Genomic DNA, 25676 nt, shown 5'->3' on the forward strand with positions numbered 1-25676 from the left:
TTCTATAACTCGATTCGCTGTGAAATGTTAGACTTAGAAGCTGACATTCAGACCCAAAGTGTAACCTCTAGTAACTGGGTAGTTACCAACATCAATACCAAACGTCAAATCCGCGTCTCCGCCTACTGCAGGATCCAAACCTTCATATCCAGAGATAGTAAATAGGTTGTTTGCAGAAGCAAATACTCTTAGCCTTTGCAACTTCCACTTGTCTAGAAGATTCTGAGGAAGGGTATATCCAAGAGTAACGTTCTGAAGTCTTAGGTATGAACCATCCTCTACATAGTAACTGTTTTCAACAGTTGAAGTAGAGAATGTAGAAGAACGGTCTACGATAGGAATAGTAGCGTTAGGATTCTGAGGAGACCAAGAGTCTTTCAAACGCTCAGAAATTGCAGCACCTTCGAAAGTAGAGAAGAAGTCAGTGAACCACTTAGACTGGTTCCAAACTTCATTACCGATAGAAGTGTACAAGTAAGCAGAAAGGTCAAAACCTTTATATCCTACAGTGAAGTTAACACCACCAGTGAAATCAGGGATTGGATTACCCAATACTTGTCTGTCATCAGGGGTGATCACACCGTCTCCATCAGTATCTTCATACTTGAATCGACCAGGAGCTGCACCAACTTGCTCTGCATGAGAGTTTACATCTTCTTGGCTTTGGAACAAGCCCAAAACTTTATATCCGAAGAAAGTGGAAAGCGGCTGTCCTACAGAGTTTCTAATTGGACGAATACCTCGGTAAGCAGGGTTAACGGAAGTAATAATTTCCAAACCTGGGGCCAAGGCTACGATTTCGTTCTTCAAGGTAGAACCTGTTACAGTCAACTCATAAGTCAAAGAAGAAGAAAGGTTACCTCTTGTTGACACCAAAAGATCCAAACCTCTGTTCAACATTTCACCAATGTTTACTGCTGGTGGAGCAGCATTGCTACCAGCTGTCAAAGGAATTGGCACAGTAAACAATAGGTCTTTGGTGTCTTTTCTCCACCAATCAAAGATCACATCCAATCTTCCATTGAAGAAAGTACCATCAAAACCAACGTTTTGAGTTACCGCTGTTTCCCACTGTGCATTCGGGTTACCAATTCGAGTTCTTCTGAAACCAATAGAAGCAGAAGAATTAGAACCAGTGATATCGTAAGAAGAAGCTCCTACAGTACCACCAAATAGGGAGAATTGGTTGTTAGGGTCTACGTTATTGGAGTTACCCATTTGTCCCCAACCACCTCGGATTTTCAAATCGTCAATCCAAGTAGCGCTAGCCAAGAATTCTTCAGAAGAAATTCTCCAAGCTGCAGAGAATGCAGGGAATACACCATATCGGTTGTTAGCACCGAATCGAGAAGAACCGTCACGTCTTACAACAGCACTGAATAGGTACTTATCATTGAAAGTATAATTCACACGACCGAAGTAAGAGTTGAAGTTCACACCCTTAAACAAATCTGAATTTACTTGACGAGAAGATACAGGTAAGTTGGAAATATTGATGAAGTCAGGGTCAGTAGAGAATGGATTCTGACCAGAGGCAGACATGTTTCTACCAGCACCAGTATTCAAAGCTTCCTGACCAACAATCACATCAAATGCATGCTTCCCGAAAGTTTTCTTCCAAGAAAGAGTATTGGTAAAGGTCCATCCGAAAACAAAACCAGCTCCTTCGTTGTAACCGAAAGCAGAGTTGTTTTCAGAGTTTTCGTACTGCAATCTGGAATATCCCCAGAAGTAGTAGTTATTATATTGACCACCGATGGAAGATCTAAATCTCAAATCATCAAGGATGTCATATTCTGCATAAACGTTACCAAAAACGTTCGCATTAAAGTTTCTGTTATCACGCTGACCATCTCGGTTAGCCACAGGGTTTCTTGGGTTGTTGAAACCTCGAGCTGCAGTACCTGCATAACCTCCGAATTCATCATATACTGGAATGATTGATGGCATACGGAAAGCCTGAAGGATGTCGTTCTCATCGTCGGAAACGCCTCGACCACCGGTGCCACCTTGCTGACCTAATACCTGACGGTAAGTAGCCTGGAAGTTTTCACCGATTCGGAATCGCTTCGTTACATCAAACTCAGAATTAGCTCTGAAAGAAAGTCTTCGGAAGTTGTTCACGATCATGATACCAGCTTGATCCTGATAGCCCAAACCGATAAAGAATCGGCTAGTTTCAGAACCACCACTCAATCCAATGGAGTGTCTGTTCAAAGGAGCGTTTCTAGTCAAAGCCTCATACCAGTCTGTTCCTTCTCCAGTAGCAGCTCTTACAAGCTGATGAACAGGTCCTTTGGTAGGATCCACATTATAAAGAGCTCTTTGTTGCTCAATTTCAGCTGCTGAAAGTGGGCCAGGCACACCTGCAGCACCACCTACGTTGATGTAGTAAGGCAATACTGGGGTTGTTCCTGTACCAAATTGTGGGTGACCATAATTTGGAGCACGACCGTCGATAGCTGCCTGGTTAGTTTCAGCCAACCAAGTGTAAGTAGCAAAATCCTGTGGATTCATCATGTCCAAGCCTTTACCAGGAGTAGTCAAACCGAACATACCGTTATAATCCACTCTAATTTTCTGATTTCCTCTTCTGCCTCGCTTAGTAGTGTAGATAATTACACCGTTAGCAGCACGAGCACCATAAATTGAAGCTGCAGCAGCATCCTTCAATACAGTGGTTGACTCAATGTCATCAGGGTTCAAGAAATCAGTTGATCCTACAGGCACACCATCTACAACGTACAATGGTTCGTTACCACCGAAGGCACCGAAACCACGAACACGAATGATAGAAGAAGTACCTGGCTGACCGTTAGTAATTACCGTTACACCGGAAACACGACCTTGTAGGGTCTGTTCTACGTTACCGGTAGGAATCACTGTCAAATCTTTAGGGTCTACCGTTGCAATCGCACCTGTAGTCTCTCTTCGGCTATCAATCGTATAACCGGTTACTACCAATTCTGTCAAAGTTTGCTCATCTGGCGCCATCTTCACATCGATGACACTTCGATTTCCAACTACCTGCTCGATAGTGGCATAACCGATAAAAGAGAAAACCAAAACAGCTTGGTCATTAGGCACATTGAGGGAGAATTTACCGTCAATGTCGGTAGCGGTACCCGTGGTCGTTCCTTTTACTAGGACGGACACACCCGGCAACCCTACATCAAACTCGTCCAGCACTGTACCAGTTACAACCCGCTGCGCCATGGCTGCGGAACTGGCTAATACTAAGAGCATTAAAAGCGCACTTAGGCTTTTGTAAACATTTTTCATAAACATAGATAGATTGGGTAACAAGATTAATCTCAAATACTTGTCTGTTAATTGATTATGCAATCGTTTGCGATTATTCTCAAAATAATTGCAATAGTTAAGGCCCTTCAAAATTTGGGATTTCTATTGCTATTATACCATGGTACGAATACCTGCAAATGGCTTTCGCCTAAAGGTTTGAGTGCATCAATAGATGCTTTTGCGAGGAAAGAGATGCTAAGTCTTATTGGTCATAGGCGGTTATTTTCTGGGGTTTATTGTACTTCTTAATCATCAATGTTAAAGAATCTAAAACAAAATTCAAATTTCTAAGCATAAATATTCTATGGAAGGAAATAATTTTAACAAAACCTAATTTGCCTATTCTTTATAGCCCGCCCCTAATTTTCCTGAAATTCAGAAGTTTACTTATTCAATATTTGGACAATAGGTCTTTCTCACCCCAAAAAACATTTGAAATTTTGTTAAAAGTGGTAAAATCAGTCATTTCTTAAAATCTCAAAAAAATCTTCAGAATTTCTGATTTCCTCAAAGCTAGGATCAAATAACATCCATTTGTAAAGCTCTTCATTCGCTTCAATGGCTTTTTGAAGCTGAATAGTAGCCACTTCGAGTTGGCCCGAGTTTACTGCCAGCAAGGCCAAACCATAATATCCATAGCCAAATTCTCTACTTAAGAAAACAGACTCCTCAAATGCCAAGGAAGCTTTTGCATATTCTTTGGCCAAAAAATGAGCTAGTCCTTTATTAAAGTAGCTGCTTGGTTCGGTGTACTCAAAATCAAAACGCAAGGTGGCAAGCTTGTAATCTCCCCTCAAAATATCCAAGGCACCTCGAAGTGCTTCATTTCGCTTTAGAAAATCTGGATTTCTAGTTAAGACAGAGGCATTCGATAAATATTTATAAGCTTCCCAATAGTACCCCCTTAAGGCTAATATTTGACCAAGGTTGTGCAGGGAATATGGATTTTCCTCAATTCGCAATGCTTGCTGAAGTAGCCATTCAGCTTCTGCCCAAAGATTTTCTTTCTCATCAGGATTAAAGGTTCGCTGAGCTTGCTGCATTCGAACTACCGCCAGATTATTGTAAGGCAAAGGGGAACGGAATAACTCCGTCATTTTGATATAGATTTGGGATTTTTCTTCTAATCTCGCCGAACTTTCAGCAGCCAAAGCCCAATCCAAAAATTCTAATTCACTATTAGAAGAGTTTCCAGTCAACTCCTTCTGCAAAATATTCATCTTGGCCAAGCCTATCCCCATCCCAGGTTTGGCGATTACTTCCAACTTTGCTGCTCTTAGTTTGGGGTAAAGCTGCCTTGCCACTTGATCGAAGCCCCTGATATCCTTCAACTTTTCTTTTTGAGTCAAAAAATCATCCCCATTCATCAACACATCATAGTATTGATCTTTGGCTGAAGTAGAGAGACCTGCAAAATCACGTAGTAGTAAGCGGAAGTCAAACCAATCGTTCCAACGAGCTCCCACCTCAATCATGGAATCACGAAGGAAAAGCTTTTTGTCTTGGATTTCCCGGAGAAGACTCTGCGCCCTATCCATTCCAAGCTTACTGTTCTTCCCTTCCGAATTTTCAGGAGATTGGATTCCAGTAATCTTAACAGATTTCACGTCGGGGTTTTCAGTGACAAAGTCCCGAACCAGCTCGAATTGCTTTTCATTAGCCGTGGAAGATTTATATACTGAAGATCCCGGATCAAATTGAAACAAAAAGCTTTTGGTTTGAGCGGCCCCTTGATCTACTGCCCCTGCAGGAATAATCAATCCTACATCTGGAATCGGTTCATTGGGACTTGCTTTGCCAACTTTCGCTAAAAATGGGGTTAAAATAATCCCTTGCGCAAGAGTCCGCTTTTCAAAAGGTTCTGTGGTTTCCTTTTTCCCTTGAAAAAACTGCAATTCTAAAAAACCTTCCTGCATCCAAGGCTTGAAAGCAATTCGAAACTCAGCCTCAAAACTATAGTCCGATAAATTCTTTTTCAATTCCAATTCACCCAAGTCAAGGCTATTGTTTGATGATCTGAAAATCAATATTGCTTTCGGATTTCTCGGAGTCACAACAGATTCGATGGGAATACTTCCTTCCACTTTGAAGCGGACTGAATCTCTAAAATATTCCAGTTTTTCAGGAGACAAATTGACATTTTCTATAAATCGAAATTCCTGAGCATACGAAATACAACTCCAGAAAAAGAAAAAAAGGAAAAGGAAATTTTTAATTTTGGGGAACAATCGGGCAGACATTTTGCTTTATAGTTCGCGAGAGTATTTTTAACTTAGACCACCACAAATCGAATACCATGCAAAAACTGAAACTGTTTTTCGAAGAAAGAGCCTTCGGCGTTTGTTCCAGGTTAGGAGAAAAATTCAATTTCCCCATCGATAGCATTCGGTTGTTTTTTATTTACTCCTCTTTCATCACACTTGGCTCACCAGTGATTATTTACGTATCCATGGCCATGATGATGAAAATCCGAAAGTACTTCAGAAAAATGAATAACCCGGTGCTTTTTGATTAAAGCTCGGAAAATTTCTTTCTTCTCCGGAAGAAAAAATCGATAAACACATAACTGGAAGGTCCCAAAAAAGGGATCTTTTTTTTGTTGGTCCCCGGTGTAAAAATGGAACGCTGACGAAAAAAACCTACATATCCTTGGAAAACAGCTTTTCCCAAATGACTTTTCCCTTGAAAAAAGTAACCTATCCCGGCGATTAGCTCGAGAATCCCTTTTTGAATGAAAACCCACCAAAAAGAAGAGGCAGGCAAATTTTTATAAATCATCGAAAGACTGTTACGAATATTGAGCTCCAATTTTTTAGGGCTCGAACGGTCAAGTGTAGCCCCTCCCAAATGATAAATGGTACTCTTGGAAGTGTATGCCAAATCGAATCCGAGTTGACGGATTCTCAGACAAAGATCAATCTCTTCCATGTGAGCAAAAAAATGATCATCAAAGCCCTTTAATTCATGAAATAGATCGGACCGAATTGCAAAGCATGCACCCGAGGTCCAATCCACTAAACAATCATCATCATATTGACCTTCGTCAGTTTCGATTTGATTCCAAATCCTACCCCGACAATAGGGATAATACAAGGAATCCAAAAACCCTCCTCCTGCTCCCGCATAATCAAATTGGTGTCGATCGACTGCAGAAAGGATTTTTGGTTGAACAGCGGCTAGATTCTGATTTTCTTGGAGATAATTGATTAAAGTGACATCCCATCCCTGTGTGACCTCCACATCAGAATTGAGTAGGATGTAATATTGATAGCTCCCTTTAAATTTTTCTAGACCGCGGTTGTATCCTCCAGCATAGCCGAAGTTTTGGTTTAGCTTCTCTAGGAAAACATGAGGAAACTCTTTTTCAAGAAATGCTATAGATTGATCGGTACTGGCATTATCGATAACCCAGATATCAAATTGGGAATTCGTAACAACAGATGGAAGGAAACGGGCTAGCATTTCCTCCCCATTATAATTCAATATGACAATAGCACAGGTTTTCATCCAAACATGCTTCCCAAGTCCATGCCTGGAATATTTGGAATCATGCCATCGGTAGCAGCTTTCATCTCTGCCTTGATTTTCGCATCAATCTGCTCCATGGCAATATTAGTGGCTGCCACGATGAGATCACTGAGCATTTCTTTGTCCTGAGGTGTGATCAGCGATTCATCCATTTCGATTTTGACCACCTTTCGCTCTCCATTGACCGTCACTTTAACCATGCCGGCACCTGATTCTCCTTCAGCAGTCAAATGAACAAGTTTTGCCTGTGCCTCTTTGATTTTGGCCTGGGCTTCTTTCACCTTGTTCATCATATTCATAAAATCAAACATAGTTTCTTAATTTTATTTATTTCAGAATATTATTTTGTAAAATAATTTTTATACAAATCATAAGATAATTTTCTGTAACCTTCACGAAATAATTCCTGTTTATACTTTTTACAGAAAACTAAATACTCATGGAAACTTCAGTAAGAATCGAAAAAGAACAAGTAAGCGCTATTAATTTTACTAAACGGGAAGTATTGTCTAACCCTGAAGAAATCAAACAACGCCTTGCCACCCTTCATCGATCTCAAACACTTGGCAACCTCCTCCATACCAAGGTTCGAATAAGTTTTCTTTCTGTTGATCAAAATCTATACGAAGTTTATACGACAGTTTGGGCAGTAGGATCTGAATTCGTGGTACTCAAAGGAGGAATCACTATTCCAATCCGCTCTATTATCAAAGTCGAATAATCAGTAGAGTTTTTCAAGCATCTCCTCTAGTGTGACCGATGATTGCTCTCCAGTCGTCAAATCTTTCAAGGCAACAGTTTTGGATTCGATTTCCTTATCACCACAGATTCCAACAAATGGAATCCCCTTTTTACTGGCGTAATCTAATTGCTTTTTCAATTTGGTCAGATCTGGATAAAGCTCAGCTCGGATTCCCTTAGCACGCACTTGACTCAATAGACTTGCGGCGTAATCAAATCCTTTTTGATCGAAATGAGCCAGCAAAAGAACAGGTGCAGAAAGATTATCTTCGGGGAATAGCCCTAATTCTTCCATCACATCATATAAACGATCTACCCCAAATGAGAAACCTACTCCAGAAACTCCAGGCATGCCAAATACGCCAGTCAAATCATCATATCTTCCTCCACCACTGACAGAGCCGATTTTCACGCCATGAGCCTTTACTTCGAAAATCGCCCCTGTGTAATAGGATAATCCTCTAGCCAATAGGAAATCAAAAGCGACATGGTCTCTCGTACCACCCAGGCTTGCCAAAATATTCAAGGTTTCTTCCAGTTCTGCAATTCCTTGTTTCCCTGTTTCACTTTCCGCTAGAAAACCTTTCAGGAATTCCAGTCCAGCATCAAAATCCTCCGGATTGGCATCAAACAAGGGCTGAAGTTTGGTAATCGCCTCTTCACCAAATCCTCGTTGCCGCAATTCTTCCTCTACTTTTTCCTTTCCGATTTTATCCAGCTTATCTATGGCAACGCATAAAGGCCCTTCTTTTCCTGCTTCTCCAATTGCCTCAGCAATACCTGTTAGAATCTTTCTGTTATTGACTTTGATGCTGTAGTCTTGGATACCAAGTTTTGAAAACACCTTATGAATCATCAGGATAATTTCGGCTTCGCAAAGCAAACTATCAGTCCCAACTACATCGGCATCACACTGATAAAACTCACGATACCTTCCCTTTTGTGGTCGATCCGCACGCCAAACGGGCTGAATCTGAAATCGCTTAAATGGGAAAGTCAATTCATGCCGGTTCATCACCACATATCGTGCAAAAGGAACAGTCAAATCGTAGCGAAGCCCCTTTTCAGAGACTTTTGGTAGAGTAGTCGCAGCGCCATTTTTAAAATCTTCCTCGCTGACATTTTTCAAAAAATCTCCACTGTTGAGAATTTTGAACAATAGCTGATCTCCTTCATCTCCATATTTTCCAGTAAGGGTACTGAGATTTTCCATGGCAGGAGTCTCCAACTGCTGATATCCAAAAATTTGAAAAGTCTCCTTGATTGTATCCAGAATAAAATTTCTTCTGGCCATCTGAATAGGCCCAAAATCTCTTGTACCTTTTGGTAAACTAGGTTTTTGCATGAAACTTTTTGGTGATTTGAAGGCCAAATTTACCCAAAAAATGCAGAATAGCTTGGTTTGTCTCGGATTTACAAAATATTTTCCAAAGCTCACTTAGGCATTACGCAAATGTTTTTCTACCTTTGCCGTCCGATTCGAATTCAATACATTAAAAGATATAGCCATGGCAGTTACTACTCTTAAAAGAAAGCTTAGAAGAAAAAGACAAAGTCAAAATACGCGTACTGCTCAAATCAAGCAATTGACTGCGAAGCCAGTAATCAAAAACGTGGACGTTGAGGAATTGAAAAAATCTTTCGAGACGAAATAATTTATTTCAATTAAAATCTTTGAAGCGGCTCTTGCCGCTTTTTTTATTTCTTTTTGGTTATGACGAAGGGCGCCCTCTCCTACCGAGTTCTACCACTTGGAGATTTTTCACTTTTCCCTGATCCAACTCAAATAGAAGCATAGTTCGCATTTGATGAAATCCTTGCTGTCCAATAGCTCCTGGATTCATGTACAAGCAATTTAAGTTCGAATCAAATTCCACTTTGCAGATATGGGAATGTCCACAAATGAATAATTGTGGCTTGATTTCCTTGATTTTTGTTTTAACCCCTTTCGCGTATCGCGGCGGTTTGCCTCCGATATGCGTAATCAACACTCTCACACCATCAACCTCGAAGTCATTCCATTCAGGATATAGGTTCTGAATTCCCTGATCATCTATATTTCCAAAAACAGCTCGGATGACTTTTTCTTTTGGAAGTTGATCCATGACTTCAAGGCTTCCGATATCTCCGGCATGCCATATTTCATCTACTTCACCTAGGTATTTTAAGGTTTTGTGATCAATGTAACCGTGAGAATCTGAAATGAGCGCGATTTTAGTGGACATTTGTGGAGAAAGGAATTAATTTCTCCCCGAATATGTATGGAAAGTACTGCACTCAAAAATTAATGACTATGAAAAATTATCTTAAATCAGCTATTCTTAGCTTATTCCTGCTGACATTGGCTTTTTATGCCCAAGCACAAACCTCCCAAGATTCAGCCAAAGTTGTCAGCGTGGATAAATTTGAAAAGCTGATGAACAAAAAGAAAAACACCTTGCTTGATATCCGGACTCCGGAGGAAATGAAAGAAGGATACATTTCAGGAGCTGAAAACCTCGACTTTTTGGCTGAAGATTTCTCTGAGAAAATCGAAACCCTAGACAAATCCAAAACTTACCTGCTCTATTGTCGTTCTGGAAAAAGAACAGCAAAGGCAGGGGCAGCCATGAAAGCGGCAGGCTTCAAACATGTAATTATGCTAGACGGAGGTATTACAGCCTGGAAGAACGAAGGAAAACCAATAAAAGACTGATGATTAAATCTATCAACCCTTTTACAGGGGAGATTTTAAAGGAATTCGATCCATTTGATGAACTCCAAATCGAAGCAGCCTTAGCCAAAAGCGAGGCTGCTTTTCGTAAGTGGAAAATCTCTGATTTTTCGGATCGAAAAAAATTAATGAAGGCTGCGGCTCAAGAACTGCGGGAAAACCGGGATGAGTATGCCCTTCTCCTTACACAGGAAATGGGAAAAGTCATCAAAGAATCGCAAGCGGAAATCGAAAAATGTGCTTGGGTTTGTGACTTTTATGCTGATAACGCGGAAAGCTTCTTGAAATCAAAATCCATCAACCTACCTGATGGAGCTACTGCCAAGGTTATCTATCAACCTTTGGGGGCTATATTGGCTGTAATGCCCTGGAACTTCCCTTTTTGGCAGGTTTTCCGTTTTGCGGCTCCAACTTTAATGGCGGGAAACACTGGTCTTCTCAAACATGCTTCTAATGTTCCACAGGCTGCGCTTGCCATCCAACAGGTATTTGAAAGAGCAGGTTTTCCCGAAGGAGTTTTTCAGACCTTGCTGATTGACTCTAAGACTACCAATCAGATTATTGCCGATCCAAGGATAAAAGCAGTTACCCTAACAGGAAGTGAAAAAGCCGGTTCGGCTGTGGCTTCAACCGCCGGAAAAAATATCAAGAAATCCCTTCTTGAGCTGGGAGGTAGTGATCCCTTCATTGTCTTGGCGGACGCAGACGTGAAAAAAGCAGCTAAAACAGCCGCAAAGGCCCGAATGATCAACTTTGGACAAAGTTGCATTGCAGCCAAGCGATTTATTGTTGAGGAATCCGTTTTCGATGAATTTGCAGAAGTCTTCAAGGAAGAAATTAAGTCGATGAAATTCGGCAACCCTGAAGATTCTAATTCTGATTATGCCTGCATGGCTCGGGAAGATTTGGCTTTCGAACTCTATGAACAGGTAGAAAAAAGTGTGAAAGAAGGGGCAAAAGTCCTTCTGGGTGGCAAAAAACCCGAAAAAGGGAAAGCACTTTTTGAGCCTACAATATTGACTGATATTCCAAAAGAGTCTCCAGCATATTCCAAGGAATTGTTTGGCCCTGTTGCTTCTATTTTCAAGGTTAAAAATGAAGATGAAGCCATTTCCCTAGCGAATGATTCAGAGTTTGGACTTGGTGGTAGTCTTTGGTCTCAAGACCTCGAAAAAGCCGAAAAACTTGCTGCGCAAATTGAAACCGGAGCAGTTTTTATCAATTCTTTAGTAGCCTCAAATCCACATCTCCCTTTCGGCGGAATCAAAAAGTCGGGTTATGGGAGAGAACTTAGCCAAGAAGGCATCCTTGAATTTGTTAATATCAAGACAGTGTATTTGGGTTAAATAGCCATGATAATCCCACAAGCGGTTTTTGCAATTGAGGGATTCCTTCCTATTTTTACGAGCCATAATTTTGACCTTATAAAATGAGAGAAATACAGTTTCGAGAAGCCCTCAGAGAGGCCATGTCTGAAGAAATGAGACGTGATCCCAATGTCTTTTTGATGGGGGAAGAAGTAGCAGAGTACAATGGTGCCTACAAGGTTTCTCAGGGAATGCTGGATGAGTTTGGACCAGACCGTGTATATGACACTCCGATTTCTGAATTGGGTTTTGCAGGTTTGGGGGTAGGTGCAGCTATGAATGGTCTGCGACCTATCATTGAATTTATGACCTTCAACTTCTCCCTAGTTGCCATTGACCAAATCATCAATTCGGCTGCTAAAATGTATGCTATGTCAGGAGGCGCCTATTCCGTTCCAATCGTGTTTAGAGGACCTACTGGAAATGCCGGTCAGCTTGGTGCTACGCACTCTTCAAACTTCGAAAACTGGTTTGCCAATACTCCAGGCCTAAAAGTAATCGTACCTTCCAATCCTTATGATGCAAAAGGACTCTTGAAAGCAGCTATTCGTGACCCAGATCCAGTAATATTCATGGAGTCCGAATTGATGTATTCTGACAGAGGAGAGGTTCCTGAGTCTGAATATCTACTCCCTATCGGAGTAGCTGATATCAAACGAAAAGGAAAAGATGTCACTTTGATTTCCTTCGGAAAAATGATGAAAGTGGCTTTGGAAGCTGCAGAAGAAATGGCAAAAGAAGGAATCGATTGTGAAGTAATTGATCTTCGTTCCGTAAGACCGATTGACTATGCAACCTGTGTAGAGTCTGTGAAAAAGACTAATCGGGCTGTTATAGTAGAAGAAGCAAATCCACTTGCTGCAATTTCTTCTGAATTGACATACCACTTCCAGCGTTACGCTTTTGATTATCTGGATTCTCCTGTTATCCGTGTCAATTCCATGGACGTTCCCTTGAGCTATGCTCCTACTTACATTGAGGCCACTATTCCAAATGTGAAGCGAACAGTAGAAGCAATCAAAAAAGTGACTTACAAAGAATAGTTTTAGAATAAAACCTAAAAAAAAGCCCTGACCTATCAAGTCAGGGTTTTTTGTTACCCAATCTATCTATCTATAAAAAAGGGAACTAGCCCTTAGAATAAACCAGTTCCCAATTATCTTGTTCGAATTTCAGTTTATCTGTTTTCGTTCATCTGACCATTCATTCCTCCGTCATCGCCACCTTTTAAATCATCGTTGTTTACGGACTTTCTGCGGCGATTTCGGTCATTCATGGACATCTTTCCGATTCTATAGCTGAAGTTGATTTTGAAGTTCATGTTTCTCAAAGCAGTAGTACTGTTTTGAATAATGGTTGGAGTGATAGTTTCATTTCTGATGATAAATTCTTTTGCTAAGAAGTTTTCAACTCCGAAACCAATACTTCCTCTTTTCTCTTGGAACTGCTTGTTCAAGTTCAATCCATAAGCAGCAAATCCACCACTTGTTCCCTGAAGCTGAACTCGACGACCTCTAGCAAAGGTGAAGAGCTGGATCTGCCAATCTTTTGGAAGGGAATAGTTACCAAACATACGACCACTGATTACCCAACCTTCATTTTGAGCAGCTGTCTGTGGATCAGATAATCCATTGTCCAACATAGTGTAGAACAAGTCGATACCACCGTTCAAAGAAAACTTATTATTAATGTTCACATTGGCGAAGATGTTGGTACCGATCGCCTGCTCCTGACCGATATTTTCGAAAGTTGTGTAGATCACATCATCATCAAGAACTGATCGTACTGCCTGAATAGAACCAGTTGTATTTCGGTAGAAAGTAGTGAAGTTCAACATAGTCCCCTTAATGAAGGTGCTGTATCCCAATTCATAGTTATCGGTGAATTCTGGATCCAATTCTGGGTTACCCTGAGTAATTTGAAGCGGGTTAGAAGCTTCAATGTTTGGATTCAAGAATCTCAAAGAAGGTCGCTGCAATCGACGGTTATAGGCCGCCTTGATCATGTTTCCGTTCTTCAGCTTTCTACTTGCATTCAAGCTAGGAATCAAAGATCCATAAGAAGGAATCTGTACAGTTAACTCATTGGCAAAATCCGCAGAGATTGTAGTGTATTCATAGCGGAAGCCAGGCTTCAAAGTGTAATTCTTCAAGAAGTTGAAGGTATACGATACATAAGCAGCTGACACATTTTGATCATAGCTAAACTCATTGCTCAAAGATGGATCAACCAATTCAATGTAATCGCCATCTGCGCCATCAGCTCTGAAGTAAGCGAAATCTGAATAAGCTTTTCGAAGAATGTTTTTAGCACCATATTCCAAGATTTGCTGACCATCTGCTCCCATTGGAGTTACGAAATCCAATTGAGCAGTAAACTCTTCATTTCGGCTTGGGTTATCGTTTCTCAATCGAGAATCGATTGTTTGGAAATCCTCATTGAAAAGAGAGTTGACAAAAGAATTTTCTCTGTTGTTTCTGCTGTAAAGCGTCAAGAAACTGATCTCCTTTCCTTTCTTTTCAAAAGTTCTTGTGTAGTTCAAACTCACATCAATAGAGTTTGACTTATCTTTTGTGTCAGTCTGACGCATGGCTGAATTCACCAAGTCACCACCTACAAAAGTTTGAGTCAAGAAGTCATTCTGATAGTTTCTGGAGTTTCGAATTCCGAAGTTTGCAGAACCTGTCAAGAAATTGTATTTATTAATTTCGTAATCAATTCCGAAGTTATATCGGCCAAATAGGAAATTTCGCTCTGTGTCAGCAGATTGTGCAATTACTGTTTGACCTCCATCAGCACCTAGAAGCGTTTGTGTGTTGTCGAAGCTTCCTAAAGTATTGTATCCAGAACGTCCGAAACCTCCCAAAGAGAACCCGAATTTTCCGATTCTTGCTCCACCGTTCAATCCCAAATTAGATCCTCGAAGACCAGCACCACTGTTTATACTGACAGTCATTCCTTCTAGGTTGTTCTTTTTGGTCACAATGTTGATGACTCCGGATGTACCTTCTGCATCGAATCTTGCCGATGGAGAAGTGATTACTTCAACTTCTTTGATTTCATCTGCTGGGATTTGACGCAAAGCATCAGTGATACTGCTAGCTGCGATAGCAGATGGCCGATTGTCAATTAAAACAGTAATGTTGCTACTTCCACGCATGGATACGTTTCCATCCAAATCCACAGAAAGCATTGGCACGCGTCTCAATACATCGGTAGCATCACCACCTGCGACGGTTTTGTCATTTTCAGCTTTGTAGATGGTTCGGTCTACGCGCTCTTCGATAAGCTCACGCTGTCCCTGAACAGTCACTTCCTCCAAAGCTAATCCCTCATCAGACATCAACAATTCTCCCAAGTTGACATCACCAGTAGGACTAGTTACTTTGATCCCGTCAACCACTAAGGTTTCAAAACCAATAAAGGTCAATTGAAGTATGTAATCTCCAGGCTCGAATCCTGTGATAAAAAATTTACCGTCCCCGTCAGCAACGGCTCCGGCAAGACTGACATCAGCACCTTTTTTATACAAGGCAGCAGTTGCATACCCTACAGGTTCACCTGACTTGGCATCCTTAGCCACCCCGATGATCCGAGCAGGTTCCTTTTCGGTTTGCTGCGCAAATGCAGAAATAGATCCTGCAGCGAAAAAGAAAACGATAATTAAATTGAGTAGTTTTTTCATGATTTAGTCTTCAAATAGTGGGCTTTCTCCCCTTCATTACCACAAAACAACAGGCTTTGTTTCACACAAATCCATGCAATAGACCAAGCCCTGAGACTTATCGACAAAAAGGCATTTTGAGCAGATAAATCTGTAGAAAACGGAAAAATTGGTATTTATCGGTCAAAAGGAGCTTTTGAGCGGTGAAAAATTTGGATTGGTAGATTATTCCTTCAAATTGGTAAAACTTTCTCTTAGTTTGCGTTGAAACTCAAGGCTATGCAGCTCGTCACCCCCAGAAAAAACATATCCATACTCGTCCATATTTTGGGCTGGTTGATGCTAGGAGTGGTTTTGCTCCTACTTTCTCCCCTCTCCTGGAGGATGGGAGAAATCGACCTTCCTGTTGAATATTGGTGGAAGCAAGCCTTTTTGGTATTGTTACTCTTATTCATCTTTTATACCAATCAATCCTTTGTCGTTCCAAGGGTCTTATTAAAAGGCAAAACCTACACCTACCTTTTGATGGCCATCATTGGTGGTATTTTATTTTATTTCATCATTGTGTACTTCGAGCAGCTTATTCAGTATCCACTTCGAATGCATGAAACCTTCAATCCTGACAGACCTTTTGACCCAAAAAGAAGATGGATTCCAGGGGATGTTTTTCAGGAGATGCTTTATTTGCTTTCGGTCGGGCTAAGCACTTCCCTGGCCTTGGTACAGAAATGGCAAAAAGACGAGGAGCATAGGCAGGAACTCGAAAAACAGCGAATCAAAACGGAGCTTTCCTACCTTAAAGCACAGATCAACCCACATTTCTTTTTCAATACGCTGAACAACATCTATTCGCTCACCAATCTGGATGTTAAAAAAGCGCAGGAAGCTTTGCTAAAGCTCTCCAGAATGATGCGCTATGTGTTGTATGAAAATCAGAAGGAAACGACACTTTTGAGCAAAGAAGTGGATTTCATCCGGGATTACATCGAGCTGATGAAAATGCGCCTTACTGATAAAGTCAAGCTGCATATCCAACTTGATGAAGCAGACGATAATCACATCATTGCACCGATGTTACTTTTACCATTTTTGGAAAACTCTTTCAAACATGGGATCAGCTCACAAAAGGAAAGCGATATTTATATCAAATTGGAAATTATGGGAAATACGGTCTTTTTTGAGACTAGAAATCAAATTTTCCCTACCAATCCTGACAGCCCCGAAGCCAAAGAACATGGTATCGGACTAGTCAATACACAGCGTCGTCTGAGCTTGCTTTATCCAGGTAAACATCGCCTGAAATTTGGGAAAGATGAGGAGAATCAGGAATATTACGTCAACCTGACTTTAAATCTGGAATGAAACTCAAATGCATAGCAGTAGACGATGAGCCTCTTGCCCTGGATTTAGTTTGCAAATACATCGAGCAAACCTCCTTTTTAGAATTAATCGGTAGGTTTACCAGTGCAATTGAGGCATTGAGCTTTATTAATCAGCATGAGGTTCAATTGATATTCATGGATATCCAAATGCCTGACTTATCGGGTATGGAACTCGCCCGGGTTTTGGATGGAAAGAAAAATTCCGATCAAACCCGAATCGTTTTTGCCACAGCTTACCATCAATTTGCAATAGAAGGCTATAAGGTAGATGCATTGGATTACCTTCTTAAACCTTTTAGCTACGAGGATTTTTTAAATGCAGCCACCAAAGCCTATAATTACTTTGAGCGGAGAAAAAATACTTCTTCCGAGACAGAAGAAAGCGCAGTAAAGCCCTTAGACTATATTTTCCTAAAGGTAGAGTACCAACTGGTAAAAGTCATGCTTCAGGACATTATATACGTGGAAGCATACAAGGATTATGTTAAGGTTCATCTTAAATCCAAAAACGCTCCCCTTCTTTCTCTGACAAGTTTGAAAAACATGGAGGAGCTGCTACCTGCAGATAAATTCATGCGTGTTCATCGCTCCTACATCATCGGGCTAGACCATATAGATTCTGTTTCGAAAAACAGTATTCACCTTGGAAACCATGAGATTTCCATCGGAGATAATTACAAAGAGGCATTTTTGGCATTTATGAGCAGATGGATGAGCTAGTCCTGTAGACATTATTGGAACAGTTCAGTATTTTTAAACATGAATGAATCGCAAAAACACTTTATGCGTGAAGCTATCCGTTTGGCTAAAGAAGGAATGAAAGCTGGAAATGGCGGTCCTTTTGGCTGCGTAATTGTCAAAGACGGAAAGATCGTCGGCCAAGGCTCAAACATGGTCTTGAAAACCAATGACCCAACCGCTCATGCAGAGGTAGTCGCTATCCGGGAGGCCTGCAAAACACTTAATAACTTTCAATTGGAAGGTTGTGAAGTTTATGCCTCCTGCGAACCTTGTCCCATGTGTTTGGGAGCTATTTTTTGGGCAAGGCCAGAGCGGGTATTTTATGCCGGCACTAAGGAAGACGCTGCGGATGCAGGCTTTGACGATGATTTCATCTATCAGGAAATTGAATTGAATCCAGCCGATCGAAAAATCCCAATGATATCTATGCTACGAGAAGAAGTTTTAGAAGCTTTCGAGATTTGGAAAAAAATGGATAACAAGACCCTGTATTAATGAAGAAACCCGATCCATTCAGACCGGGCTCATTATTAATTCCTAATTCTTAATTCATCATCTTTTACCCATTCCAGGCATCATCCGGCTCATCGCAGCCTTTGCTCCTCCCATCTTATTCATTTGCTTCATTAGCTTCCGCATATCAGCAAACTGCTTCATCAGGTTATTTACTTCGGTAATATTTCTTCCTGACCCATTCGCAATCCGCTTTCTTCGGCTGCCGTCAATCACATCAGGATTCTGACGTTCAAACGGGGTCATACTTCTGATAATCGCTTCAATTGGTTTGAAAGAATCATCATCAATATCCAATCCTTTCATAGCTTTTCCCATACCCGGGATCATTCCCATCAAGTCCTTGATATTTCCCATCTTTTTGACTTGCTCCAATTGGGAAAGGAAATCCTCAAAATCAAAACTGTTCTTGCGAATTTTAGCGTTGATCCGCTTGGCTTCCTCTTCGTCAAAAGATTGCTGAGCACGCTCTACCAAAGAGATCACGTCACCCATACCGAGAATTCGCTGAGCCATTCGGTCAGGATGGAAAACGTCTAGATTCTCCATTTTTTCCCCAGTAGAGATAAACTTAATCGGCTTCTCCACCACGTGGCGAATGGAAATAGCAGCACCACCTCGGGTATCACCATCCAACTTGGTTAATACCACCCCATCAAAATCCAATCGCTCATCAAAGGTCTTGGCAGTATTCACTGCATCCTGACCAGTCATGGAGTCTACGACAAATAGCGTTTCAGAAGGATTGAGTGCTTTTTTCAATGCCTCAATCTCATTCATCATTTGCTCATCCACTGCGAGGCGACCGGCGGTATCGACAATTACTGTTTTCTTTCCGGTTTTCTTAGCGTAGGCAATCGCATTATTGGCGATCTCGATAGCATTCTTGTTTTCCGGCTCGGCATAAACCTCCACACCGATTTGCTCACCCAGCACCTTCAATTGGTCAATCGCAGCAGGTCGGTAAATATCGCAGGCAACCAACAAAACTTGTCGTCCTTGTTTTTTCAAGAATGCTCCCAATTTTCCGGTGAAGGTTGTCTTACCAGAACCTTGCAAACCGGAAATCAAAATCACAGCAGGATCACCGGTAAGTTTGATATCTACCTTGGAGCCACCCATAAGCTTGGTCAGCTCTTCCTGAGTGATCTTCACCAATAATTGACCCGGAGATACCGAGATCAATACATCTCGTCCCAACGCCTCATTCTTAATTTTGTCTGTGACCTCCTTGGCTACTTTATAGTTAACGTCAGCATCGATCAAGGCACGACGAATTTCCTTAACCGTGGTGGCAACGTTGATTTCGGTGATTTTCCCGGTTCCTTTAAGGGTTTTAAAGGCCCGGTCCAGCTTCAAACTTAAATTATCAAACATGTGATTTTCGCTATTTGCTGCAAAAGTAATGATTTTAGCGCCTGCACGAAAACTTAAAAGTCCTGAATCCACCCTGAATTCGAGCCAATTTTAGCTTTTAATCACTAATTTGCGGACTTTCATTACAGAACGAAGAAAACTTCCTGCATGAAGCTGAATTTTCAAAAAGATCTCCTCCCTCACTTACTGGGAGTTCTCATTTTCTACCTCCTCATCGTTTTCTACTTTTCCCCTTTGGTATTTGATGGGAAAGTTATTTTCCAGGGAGACATTCTCCAGTGGGAAGGTTCTGCAAAAGAGGTCATGGACTACCGTGCAGAGACGGGAGAACAGGCACTTTGGACCAATTCCATGTTTGGAGGAATGCCCGCCTATTTCATCAGCCTGGAATTCCCGGGTGATATCACCAATGCTTTGGTATCCATCTTGACGCTGGGTCTTCCGCACCCGATAAATGGACTGTTTTTTGGAATGCTGGGAATGTACATTTTACTCCTCAGCTTCCGAGTACGACCCTTATTTTCCATCGCAGGATCCATTGCTTTTTCCTTTAACACATTCAATCTGCTTTCTCTTGAAGCAGGTCACAATGCTAAAATCTGGGCTGTTTGTTTGATCCCATTAATCTTAGCAGGTATCCATTTAGCTTTTGAGAAAAAACGAATTCTGGGTGCTGCGCTCTTGGCTCTTGGTCTTTTACTTCAGCTCAAATTCAACCATTTACAAATCACCTATTACACGCTAATCGTCTCGGTGATTTATGTCTTGGTTCGATTGATAGTTGACTGGAAAAAAGACGGAGCGCTGGAAATAGGCAAAAGTCTAGGATTCTTGACAATCGGTGCACTATTGGCAGTTGGGGGAAATTTGGGAAGGCTAGCAACTGCTTTGGAATACAGTCCTTATTCTACCCGTGGTGAGGCAACTCTTGAAACAGAATCCAGCGGTTTGGATCGAGAATATGCATTCTCCTGGTCCAACGGAAAGCTTGAGACCCTCACGCTTTTAATCCCAGATTTTTATGGAGGAGGGAGCCAAACTCCCCTACCTGAAAATTCCGCTTCTGAAAAAGCACTGCGAGCTAACGGTATTGATGCCGTTCAAATCAATGGATTCGTAAAAGCTGCTCCTACTTACTGGGGTGATCAAACCTTCACCGGAGGACCTATTTACGGAGGAATTATTCTTGTTTTTCTAGCAATTCTAGGAATTTGGGCAGCTCCAAAAGAGGTGCTTTATGCCTTTGGAGGAATGATTTTATTTTCCATTTTATTGAGTTGGGGGAAAAATCTCGCTTGGTTTAACTATCTCCTTTTTGACATCCTTCCCGGCTACAATAAATTTCGAGCTGTCTCCATGGCTTTGGGAATAACCTTGTTTGCGATTCCGGTTTTAGGAATGATTTCCTTGGAAAAACTCGTTCAAAAAGGAGAGCTCAAACCACTTTACATAGCTTCAGGAATTGTTGGGGGATTGCTTTTGATATTGGCAGTGGCCTCAGGTGCATTTTTCAGATTTGAGGCTCCTGTGGATAGCAATCTTCCGGAATGGCTGGCAAATGCTTTGCAAACAGATCGTAAATCCATGCTCACTTCCTCAGCTTGGAAAAGCTTAGGTTTTTTGGTGGTTTCTGGTGGTTTAGTCTTTTTAAACCTGAAGCAGAAAATATCTGACTGGGTTCTAGGTCTCGCTTTAATAGCCTTGATTTCTGTTGATCTTGTTTCCATCAATCGACGATACTTGAATAGTGAATCCTTTCAAGGAAATCCTTCTCGTCAGTTTTTTGCTGAAACGCCAGCTGAAAAGGAAATTGAAAAAGACAACAATTACTTCCGGGTTTTAAACCTTACCGAAGGACTTACCCAAGGGGCTAGGACAAGTTATAGATTTGCAAGTTTGGGAGGTTATCATGGAGCGAAACTTCGTCGCTATCAGGATTTGGTTGATTATCAATTGCAGAATGAAATCCAAGATTTTATCACAAAAGCCCAGGAAGGAAACTTTGATTGGGGAGGAATTGGAGTCATCAATATGCTCAACACCAAATATCTGATTGCCGGGCAGGATGCAGGGGCAGTATTTGAAAACCCACAAGCAAATGGTCCTGCTTGGATTCCTTCCGAAATCATCTCGGTCAATAGTAATGAGGAAGAAATCAAACTGCTAGGACAAATCGATACTAAAACTCAAGCAACTATAAATACAGAGGAATTTGGGACTATCTCGGCCGGTGCAGGTCAGGTATCAATGGTCGATCACAATCCAAATAAACTAACCTATCAAGCTCAAATGGATCAAGGAGGATTGGTTGTATTTTCTGAAATCCATTATCCGAAAGGATGGATTGCCAAGATTGACGGTAATGAAACTCCGATCCTTCGGGTCGATTATTTGCTACGTGGAATTGAAGTGCCTAGCGGAGCTCACAAAATTGAATTTTCTTTTGAGCCTTCCAGTTACTATGCTACCAAAACGCCTATGGTTATTTTCCAATATTTGATTGTGATTTCACTGATAGGCGGAATATTCCTGACTTATAAAACCAAATCTTAATGCAGGAAGAAAACGAAAATAAGGTAGTCAGCTTTTACGATCAGTTTGCTGAAAAGCAAGAGAAGACCGGAATCAATTCCCGTCATCTATCAATCCTAGACAAGGTGGTTTCCGCCGGGCTTCAAGCGCATCATCGTGTTTTGGAGGTAGGTTGTGGAATTGGAACTGTTTCTTCACTCCTTGCCAAGCAGGTAAGCAAAGGAGAAGTTCTGGCAGTAGATATTTCTCCGGAAAGTATTTCAAAAGCACAAATTCTCTGGAAAGATCAGGCCAACCTAAAATTTGAGGTTTCGGATATGTCTGATTTTGACAAGGGAGATCAGACTTTTGATTTTTTTGTATTTCCGGATGTATTAGAGCATATTCCTGTAGATCAGCATCAGGCTTTATTTCAAAAAATCAAAAAGCATTCACATCCCGATTCCGTAGTCTTTGTCCATATTCCAGCACCTCGATACTTAAAATGGATGATTGAAAACGAACCTGAAAAGCTCCAAGTAATTGATCAGCCTTTGGACTCGGGAGACCTAATCAAAAGCCTTACATTCGCTGGATTTTACTTGGAAAAAATGGAAACCTACTCGGTTTTTTATCAGGAGAAGGATTACCAGTATTTTGTCTTCCGATCCTCCAAACCCTTACATAAATCCACTCCACTCAGTAAATGGGAGGTACTGAAAGAACGTATTCGAATCCGCCTGAAATACGGCCTAATTTAATAGCTATGAAAATTGAAAATCAAACAGTCGTAGGATTGACTTACGAACTTAAAGTCAGCAAAGTCGAAGACGAAATCGAATCAGTCCCTTTCAGTGTGGAAGTTCGGGATGAAGAAGATCCCTTTTATTTCATTTTTGGACAAAGTGGCCTTCCTGAAAAATTTGAGGAATACCTAACTGGAAAAAAGGAAGGAGACTCATTTGAGTTTGTTCTAAAAGTAGCTGAGGCCTACGGTGAGGCTGATGATGAATTATTGATCAACCTCCCGAAGTCTCAGTTTTCGAAAGAAAGAGGTTTTGAAGACAGCATGCTTCAAGAGGGGGAATTTCTTCCTTTGATGGATGAAAACGGGTATCCCATGCAAGCAAAAGTATTGAAGGATTTTGGAGACACTCTTTTGTTGGATTTCAACCATCCTTTGGTTGGGTTTGATCTACATTTCGAAGGAAAGGTCCTGGAAGTTCGGGAAGCAACACCAGAAGAATTAGACCACGGTCATGTACACGGAGAACATGGCGAAGATCATTAATTAAAAAACTCTTATGTCATTCTGAGTAAAGTCGAGCACACTTCGACTTCGCTCAGTGTGACACAAATGATTTTGAAAATTTTTTTTAACTACTTAATTCCAGTTCTTTTTCAGCATCCCAATTTAAATAGACTCGATCGCCTACTTGGTATTTTCTTAAGGGATCATCCACTTCCCAAATCATTCCACTCTCTTTCAATCGCACCTGCAAACTATTGAAGTGGACCAAAAATCGAGAATCCACTACATGCCCTAACAACTGCCCCCGGGTTCGAAGCTTCACATCACTCGGACGGAGATAGGTATTTTCTTTTCCAGGAATGGAATTGATGGGAGAAAACAACCTAGCGACATATTGATTTTTTGGGTTTTCACATAGGAATTGAGAATTCCCATGCTGAATGATCTTTCCTTTCTGAAGAATCAAGACATTATCAGTCAACCTCAAAGCATCATCGAGCTCATGCGTCACGAAGATCACGGTGGTTTTTCCTTTTTTGAAACTTTCCGCCAATTCTCCAATCAATTGATGTGTTTGAATGGTATCAAGTGAAGAGAAAGGCTCATCTAAAAGCAAAACCTCAGGTTCAATGGCCATAGCAGCAGCGATGGCTACTTTTTGCTGCTGTCCACCAGAAAGTTGACGAGGAAGACGCTCTGCCAACTTCTCCAACCCAAATTGCTTCAGAAGTGATTTTACGCGGTTTTTGGTGTAATTTTTCTCGAATAACAAAAGAGGACGCGCGATATTTTCGGCAACGGTACTATTGGGATATAATTGATAATCCTGATGGATAAGTTTGATTTCGTCATAACCTGCAACCAGTTTTTCTGCTGGATTCAGGATTTTTTGACCTTGAAGAAAAACCTCCCCTGAATCCTGTTTTTCCAAACCCGCCAAAATTCGGAGCAAGGTAGATTTTCCGGAACCACTTTCCCCTACAATGGCTAATTGGCCTCCCTCTTCCAATTCCAATGAAAAATCATGTAATGCGATTTGCTTTTGGTAGGATTTTCTGATCCTGCGAACTGAAAAAAAACTCATGGTCTAATCTCGGCTTGTATTTTTTTAGGCAATGAGTCAAAGATCAATTCATAAGAATGATCTACCAAATCCAAAATCAATTTATCTGGAACATTTCCCAGGACAGAAACTGAATTCCACCATTTTTTATTCATGTGATAGCCTGGCGTAATCCCCGGATACCTTTCCCGAAGCTCCTCTGACTTTTCCGGATCACATTTCAAATTGATAAAATCAAAATTTTCGATGTCGGTGATTCCGAAAATTTTTCCACCCACCCGAAAACAAAGTGTATTGGCATCAAAAGGAGTATCTTCGGAAGTACCTGCTTTGGAAAGACAATAATCTCGAAGAAAGGATAGGGTCATGGAAAGGGTCTTTCACTAAAGGTAAATATACAGTCGGTTTGAATCAATATGCATCCCACCATTTATCCTGGTGTTTTTCATCGAGTTTTACGATCTGCCCAAGCTGAGGAACCATATATTCCATATTTTGATCAAGAGCCACGCTAGTAAACTGCTCTACGGGCTCTTTCCAACCATGAGGAGCCAAATTAAATCCAGCCCAGTGAACAGGCATAATTTTATTTACTAGGGCATGTTTTGCTGCGATTACCGATTCATCCGGAAAAAGATGAAGCTGCCGCCAATGTTCATTGTATTGGCCGCATTCCATAAAGGCAAAGTCGAAAGTTCCCAATCGTTTTCCGATTTCTTCAAAATGATCACCAAAACCTCCATCTCCACTAAACCAGATGGATTCTTTAGCGCTTTGAAATGCCCAACCGCCCCAAAGCGAAAGGGATCGATCAGTCATTCCTCTTCCAGAAAAATGGCGCGTTGGAGTAAAGGTGATTCGGATTCCATCAAAATCTAAAGAATCCCACCAATCAAATTCTTCAACCAATGCTGCATCTACACCCCATTTTTGTAAATGGCGCTTGACTCCTAAAGCTACATAATAGCGCTTTGTTTTGGCCTTAAGACGTTTTATGCTTTCAAAATCCAAATGATCGTAATGATCATGAGTCAATAGAACAAGGTCCAAATCAGGGAAATCATCGATAAGGTCTAAACTATCCTTGGAAAACCGCTCTGTTTTAAAAGGAGCAATTGGAGAGGCATCGGGCCCCAGCATAGGGTCAATGAAGATATTTTTCCCATTCATTCGGAGAAGAATAGCAGAATGACCATACCATGCGAATTTTATAACGGGATCATCTGAAAGAAATTTATCCTTCTCAAAAGATTGTATGGGAATTGGTTGGCTAGGTTGTTTTTGGCTCCTATTGTTAAATTGTTGATAAAGAAGTTTTGGAAAATCTTTCAACCCAATATTCATCCTGGTAGGCTGCAAATTCTGAAATTTCCCTTCTTTCCAGTTTGGTGATTGTTGATATTGGTTCCTGAGAGGAGTGGTAATTTTCCCCCCGAAATGATGAAAAGGCATATGCTCGATTTTCGTGCTTAAAGTTTACTGAATATAGAAAGCTTTTGTTTTGAAGCATTAGCAAATCCC

23 protein-coding genes are annotated in these 25676 nt (G+C 41.1%); 12 read left to right on the forward strand and 11 right to left on the reverse strand.

Annotation, left to right across the window (positions count from 1 at the left end):
- Nucleotides 1-33: 33 nt before the first annotated feature.
- Nucleotides 34-3288: a SusC/RagA family TonB-linked outer membrane protein gene (locus tag E4S40_RS11600; protein ID WP_135074181.1), complete on the reverse strand. Its 3255-nt coding sequence runs from the start codon at nt 3286-3288 to the stop codon at nt 34-36.
- Between the two features lie 473 nt (nt 3289-3761).
- Nucleotides 3762-5543 carry a tetratricopeptide repeat protein gene (locus E4S40_RS11605; protein WP_135074183.1) on the reverse strand — a complete coding sequence of 594 codons (1782 nt, stop codon included), beginning with the start codon at nt 5541-5543 and terminating at the stop codon, nt 3762-3764.
- Between the two features lie 56 nt (nt 5544-5599).
- On the opposite strand from E4S40_RS11605, the gene E4S40_RS11610 reads away from it, so the two are divergent.
- Nucleotides 5600-5818 (forward strand): PspC domain-containing protein, encoded by a 219-nt coding sequence (locus E4S40_RS11610; protein WP_135074185.1) that lies wholly within the window; start codon nt 5600-5602, stop codon nt 5816-5818.
- On the opposite strand, the gene E4S40_RS11615 is transcribed toward E4S40_RS11610, so the two are convergent.
- Both E4S40_RS11615 and E4S40_RS11620 read right to left on the reverse strand, forming a co-directional pair.
- On the reverse strand, nt 5815-6810 hold the full coding sequence (locus E4S40_RS11615) for a glycosyltransferase family 2 protein (protein WP_135074187.1): 996 nt from the start codon (nt 6808-6810) through the stop codon (nt 5815-5817). The two genes, E4S40_RS11610 and E4S40_RS11615, sit on opposite strands and share 4 nt — an antisense overlap.
- Complete coding sequence (locus tag E4S40_RS11620; RefSeq protein ID WP_135074189.1) at nt 6807-7142, reverse strand: YbaB/EbfC family nucleoid-associated protein; 336 nt, start codon at nt 7140-7142, stop codon at nt 6807-6809. The genes E4S40_RS11615 and E4S40_RS11620 overlap by 4 nt, the downstream gene beginning before the upstream one ends.
- Nucleotides 7143-7270: 128 nt before the next feature.
- On the opposite strand from E4S40_RS11620, the gene E4S40_RS11625 reads away from it, so the two are divergent.
- The gene (locus E4S40_RS11625) at nt 7271-7552 is read left to right on the forward strand and encodes a hypothetical protein (protein WP_135074191.1); all 282 of its coding nucleotides are present in this window, start codon (nt 7271-7273) and stop codon (nt 7550-7552) included.
- On the opposite strand, the gene hisS is transcribed toward E4S40_RS11625, so the two are convergent.
- Entirely contained in the window at nt 7553-8917 is a 1365-nt protein-coding gene (hisS, locus tag E4S40_RS11630) for a histidine--tRNA ligase (RefSeq protein ID WP_135074193.1), read from the reverse strand.
- Nucleotides 8918-9080: 163 nt separating this feature from the next.
- On the opposite strand from hisS, the gene E4S40_RS17170 reads away from it, so the two are divergent.
- Complete coding sequence (locus tag E4S40_RS17170) at nt 9081-9227, forward strand: hypothetical protein (protein WP_202615364.1); 147 nt, start codon at nt 9081-9083, stop codon at nt 9225-9227.
- 57 nt (nt 9228-9284) lie between these two features.
- Here E4S40_RS17170 and E4S40_RS11635 read toward each other — a convergent pair whose 3' ends face one another.
- Entirely contained in the window at nt 9285-9797 is a 513-nt protein-coding gene (locus E4S40_RS11635; RefSeq protein ID WP_135074195.1) for a metallophosphoesterase family protein, read from the reverse strand.
- A 68-nt stretch (nt 9798-9865) separates the two neighbouring features.
- Between E4S40_RS11635 and E4S40_RS11640 the strand changes: the two genes are divergently transcribed.
- From E4S40_RS11640 to E4S40_RS11650, 3 genes are all read left to right on the forward strand, one after another.
- Complete coding sequence (locus E4S40_RS11640) at nt 9866-10267, forward strand: rhodanese-like domain-containing protein (protein WP_135074197.1); 402 nt, start codon at nt 9866-9868, stop codon at nt 10265-10267.
- Nucleotides 10267-11631 (forward strand): NAD-dependent succinate-semialdehyde dehydrogenase, encoded by a 1365-nt coding sequence (locus tag E4S40_RS11645; protein WP_202615365.1) that lies wholly within the window; start codon nt 10267-10269, stop codon nt 11629-11631. The genes E4S40_RS11640 and E4S40_RS11645 overlap by 1 nt, the downstream gene beginning before the upstream one ends.
- A gap of 83 nt (nt 11632-11714) precedes the next feature.
- A complete protein-coding gene (locus tag E4S40_RS11650; RefSeq protein WP_135074199.1) occupies nt 11715-12695 on the forward strand; it encodes a pyruvate dehydrogenase complex E1 component subunit beta in 981 nt (326 codons plus the stop codon).
- Between the two features lie 134 nt (nt 12696-12829).
- On the opposite strand, the gene E4S40_RS11655 is transcribed toward E4S40_RS11650, so the two are convergent.
- On the reverse strand, nt 12830-15337 hold the full coding sequence (locus tag E4S40_RS11655; RefSeq protein WP_135074201.1) for a TonB-dependent receptor domain-containing protein: 2508 nt from the start codon (nt 15335-15337) through the stop codon (nt 12830-12832).
- Between the two features lie 258 nt (nt 15338-15595).
- Between E4S40_RS11655 and E4S40_RS11660 the strand changes: the two genes are divergently transcribed.
- The 3 genes from E4S40_RS11660 to E4S40_RS11670 are packed head-to-tail and all read left to right on the forward strand — an operon-like array spanning nt 15596 to nt 17934.
- Complete coding sequence (locus E4S40_RS11660; RefSeq protein ID WP_237563185.1) at nt 15596-16678, forward strand: sensor histidine kinase; 1083 nt, start codon at nt 15596-15598, stop codon at nt 16676-16678.
- Nucleotides 16675-17418 carry a LytR/AlgR family response regulator transcription factor gene (locus tag E4S40_RS11665; RefSeq protein ID WP_135074203.1) on the forward strand — a complete coding sequence of 248 codons (744 nt, stop codon included), beginning with the start codon at nt 16675-16677 and terminating at the stop codon, nt 17416-17418. The genes E4S40_RS11660 and E4S40_RS11665 overlap by 4 nt, the downstream gene beginning before the upstream one ends.
- Before the next feature lie 39 nt (nt 17419-17457).
- On the forward strand, nt 17458-17934 hold the full coding sequence (locus E4S40_RS11670) for a nucleoside deaminase (protein WP_135074205.1): 477 nt from the start codon (nt 17458-17460) through the stop codon (nt 17932-17934).
- A 57-nt stretch (nt 17935-17991) separates the two neighbouring features.
- Here E4S40_RS11670 and ffh read toward each other — a convergent pair whose 3' ends face one another.
- Complete coding sequence (ffh, locus tag E4S40_RS11675) at nt 17992-19329, reverse strand: signal recognition particle protein (protein ID WP_135074207.1); 1338 nt, start codon at nt 19327-19329, stop codon at nt 17992-17994.
- 147 nt (nt 19330-19476) lie between these two features.
- Here ffh and E4S40_RS11680 point away from each other — a divergent pair, with 147 nt between their 5' ends.
- The 3 genes from E4S40_RS11680 to E4S40_RS11690 are packed head-to-tail and all read left to right on the forward strand — an operon-like array spanning nt 19477 to nt 23131.
- On the forward strand, nt 19477-21882 hold the full coding sequence (locus E4S40_RS11680) for a YfhO family protein (RefSeq protein WP_135074209.1): 2406 nt from the start codon (nt 19477-19479) through the stop codon (nt 21880-21882).
- Complete coding sequence (locus E4S40_RS11685) at nt 21882-22601, forward strand: class I SAM-dependent methyltransferase (protein ID WP_135074211.1); 720 nt, start codon at nt 21882-21884, stop codon at nt 22599-22601. Before E4S40_RS11680 ends, E4S40_RS11685 begins: the two co-directional genes overlap by 1 nt.
- Nucleotides 22602-22606: 5 nt before the next feature.
- Entirely contained in the window at nt 22607-23131 is a 525-nt protein-coding gene (locus E4S40_RS11690) for an FKBP-type peptidyl-prolyl cis-trans isomerase (protein WP_135074213.1), read from the forward strand.
- A gap of 85 nt (nt 23132-23216) precedes the next feature.
- Here E4S40_RS11690 and E4S40_RS11695 read toward each other — a convergent pair whose 3' ends face one another.
- Genes E4S40_RS11695 through E4S40_RS11705 form a run of 3 tightly spaced genes read right to left on the reverse strand, consistent with a single transcriptional unit; the run spans nt 23217 to nt 25607 of the window.
- Nucleotides 23217-24176, reverse strand: coding sequence for an ABC transporter ATP-binding protein (locus tag E4S40_RS11695; protein ID WP_135074215.1), 960 nt, complete (start codon nt 24174-24176; stop codon nt 23217-23219).
- Entirely contained in the window at nt 24173-24523 is a 351-nt protein-coding gene (locus tag E4S40_RS11700) for an MmcQ/YjbR family DNA-binding protein (protein WP_135074217.1), read from the reverse strand. The genes E4S40_RS11695 and E4S40_RS11700 overlap by 4 nt, the downstream gene beginning before the upstream one ends.
- Before the next feature lie 43 nt (nt 24524-24566).
- Nucleotides 24567-25607 (reverse strand): MBL fold metallo-hydrolase, encoded by a 1041-nt coding sequence (locus E4S40_RS11705; RefSeq protein WP_135074219.1) that lies wholly within the window; start codon nt 25605-25607, stop codon nt 24567-24569.
- Nucleotides 25608-25676 lie beyond the last annotated feature (69 nt).

Origin of the sequence: Algoriphagus kandeliae, from assembly GCF_004571135.1 — a bacterium.
Lineage (GTDB): Bacteria > Bacteroidota > Bacteroidia > Cytophagales > Cyclobacteriaceae > Algoriphagus > Algoriphagus kandeliae.

Bases quoted from the DNA above. Each gene is read 5' to 3' on its own strand.
- E4S40_RS11600 (WP_135074181.1), bottom strand. From the start codon at position 3,288: ATGTTTATGAAAAATGTTTACAAAAGCCTAAGTGCGCTTTTAATGCTC.
- E4S40_RS11605 (WP_135074183.1), bottom strand. From the start codon at position 5,543: ATGTCTGCCCGATTGTTCCCCAAAATTAAAAATTTCCTTTTCCTTTTT.
- E4S40_RS11610 (WP_135074185.1), top strand. From the start codon at position 5,600: ATGCAAAAACTGAAACTGTTTTTCGAAGAAAGAGCCTTCGGCGTTTGT.
- E4S40_RS11615 (WP_135074187.1), bottom strand. From the start codon at position 6,810: ATGAAAACCTGTGCTATTGTCATATTGAATTATAATGGGGAGGAAATG.
- E4S40_RS11620 (WP_135074189.1), bottom strand. From the start codon at position 7,142: ATGTTTGATTTTATGAATATGATGAACAAGGTGAAAGAAGCCCAGGCC.
- E4S40_RS11625 (WP_135074191.1), top strand. From the start codon at position 7,271: ATGGAAACTTCAGTAAGAATCGAAAAAGAACAAGTAAGCGCTATTAAT.
- hisS (WP_135074193.1), bottom strand. From the start codon at position 8,917: ATGCAAAAACCTAGTTTACCAAAAGGTACAAGAGATTTTGGGCCTATT.
- E4S40_RS17170 (WP_202615364.1), top strand. From the start codon at position 9,081: ATGGCAGTTACTACTCTTAAAAGAAAGCTTAGAAGAAAAAGACAAAGT.
- E4S40_RS11635 (WP_135074195.1), bottom strand. From the start codon at position 9,797: ATGTCCACTAAAATCGCGCTCATTTCAGATTCTCACGGTTACATTGAT.
- E4S40_RS11640 (WP_135074197.1), top strand. From the start codon at position 9,866: ATGAAAAATTATCTTAAATCAGCTATTCTTAGCTTATTCCTGCTGACA.
- E4S40_RS11645 (WP_202615365.1), top strand. From the start codon at position 10,267: ATGATTAAATCTATCAACCCTTTTACAGGGGAGATTTTAAAGGAATTC.
- E4S40_RS11650 (WP_135074199.1), top strand. From the start codon at position 11,715: ATGAGAGAAATACAGTTTCGAGAAGCCCTCAGAGAGGCCATGTCTGAA.
- E4S40_RS11655 (WP_135074201.1), bottom strand. From the start codon at position 15,337: ATGAAAAAACTACTCAATTTAATTATCGTTTTCTTTTTCGCTGCAGGA.
- E4S40_RS11660 (WP_237563185.1), top strand. From the start codon at position 15,596: ATGCAGCTCGTCACCCCCAGAAAAAACATATCCATACTCGTCCATATT.
- E4S40_RS11665 (WP_135074203.1), top strand. From the start codon at position 16,675: ATGAAACTCAAATGCATAGCAGTAGACGATGAGCCTCTTGCCCTGGAT.
- E4S40_RS11670 (WP_135074205.1), top strand. From the start codon at position 17,458: ATGAATGAATCGCAAAAACACTTTATGCGTGAAGCTATCCGTTTGGCT.
- ffh (WP_135074207.1), bottom strand. From the start codon at position 19,329: ATGTTTGATAATTTAAGTTTGAAGCTGGACCGGGCCTTTAAAACCCTT.
- E4S40_RS11680 (WP_135074209.1), top strand. From the start codon at position 19,477: ATGAAGCTGAATTTTCAAAAAGATCTCCTCCCTCACTTACTGGGAGTT.
- E4S40_RS11685 (WP_135074211.1), top strand. From the start codon at position 21,882: ATGCAGGAAGAAAACGAAAATAAGGTAGTCAGCTTTTACGATCAGTTT.
- E4S40_RS11690 (WP_135074213.1), top strand. From the start codon at position 22,607: ATGAAAATTGAAAATCAAACAGTCGTAGGATTGACTTACGAACTTAAA.
- E4S40_RS11695 (WP_135074215.1), bottom strand. From the start codon at position 24,176: ATGAGTTTTTTTTCAGTTCGCAGGATCAGAAAATCCTACCAAAAGCAA.
- E4S40_RS11700 (WP_135074217.1), bottom strand. From the start codon at position 24,523: ATGACCCTATCCTTTCTTCGAGATTATTGTCTTTCCAAAGCAGGTACT.
- E4S40_RS11705 (WP_135074219.1), bottom strand. From the start codon at position 25,607: ATGCCTTTTCATCATTTCGGGGGGAAAATTACCACTCCTCTCAGGAAC.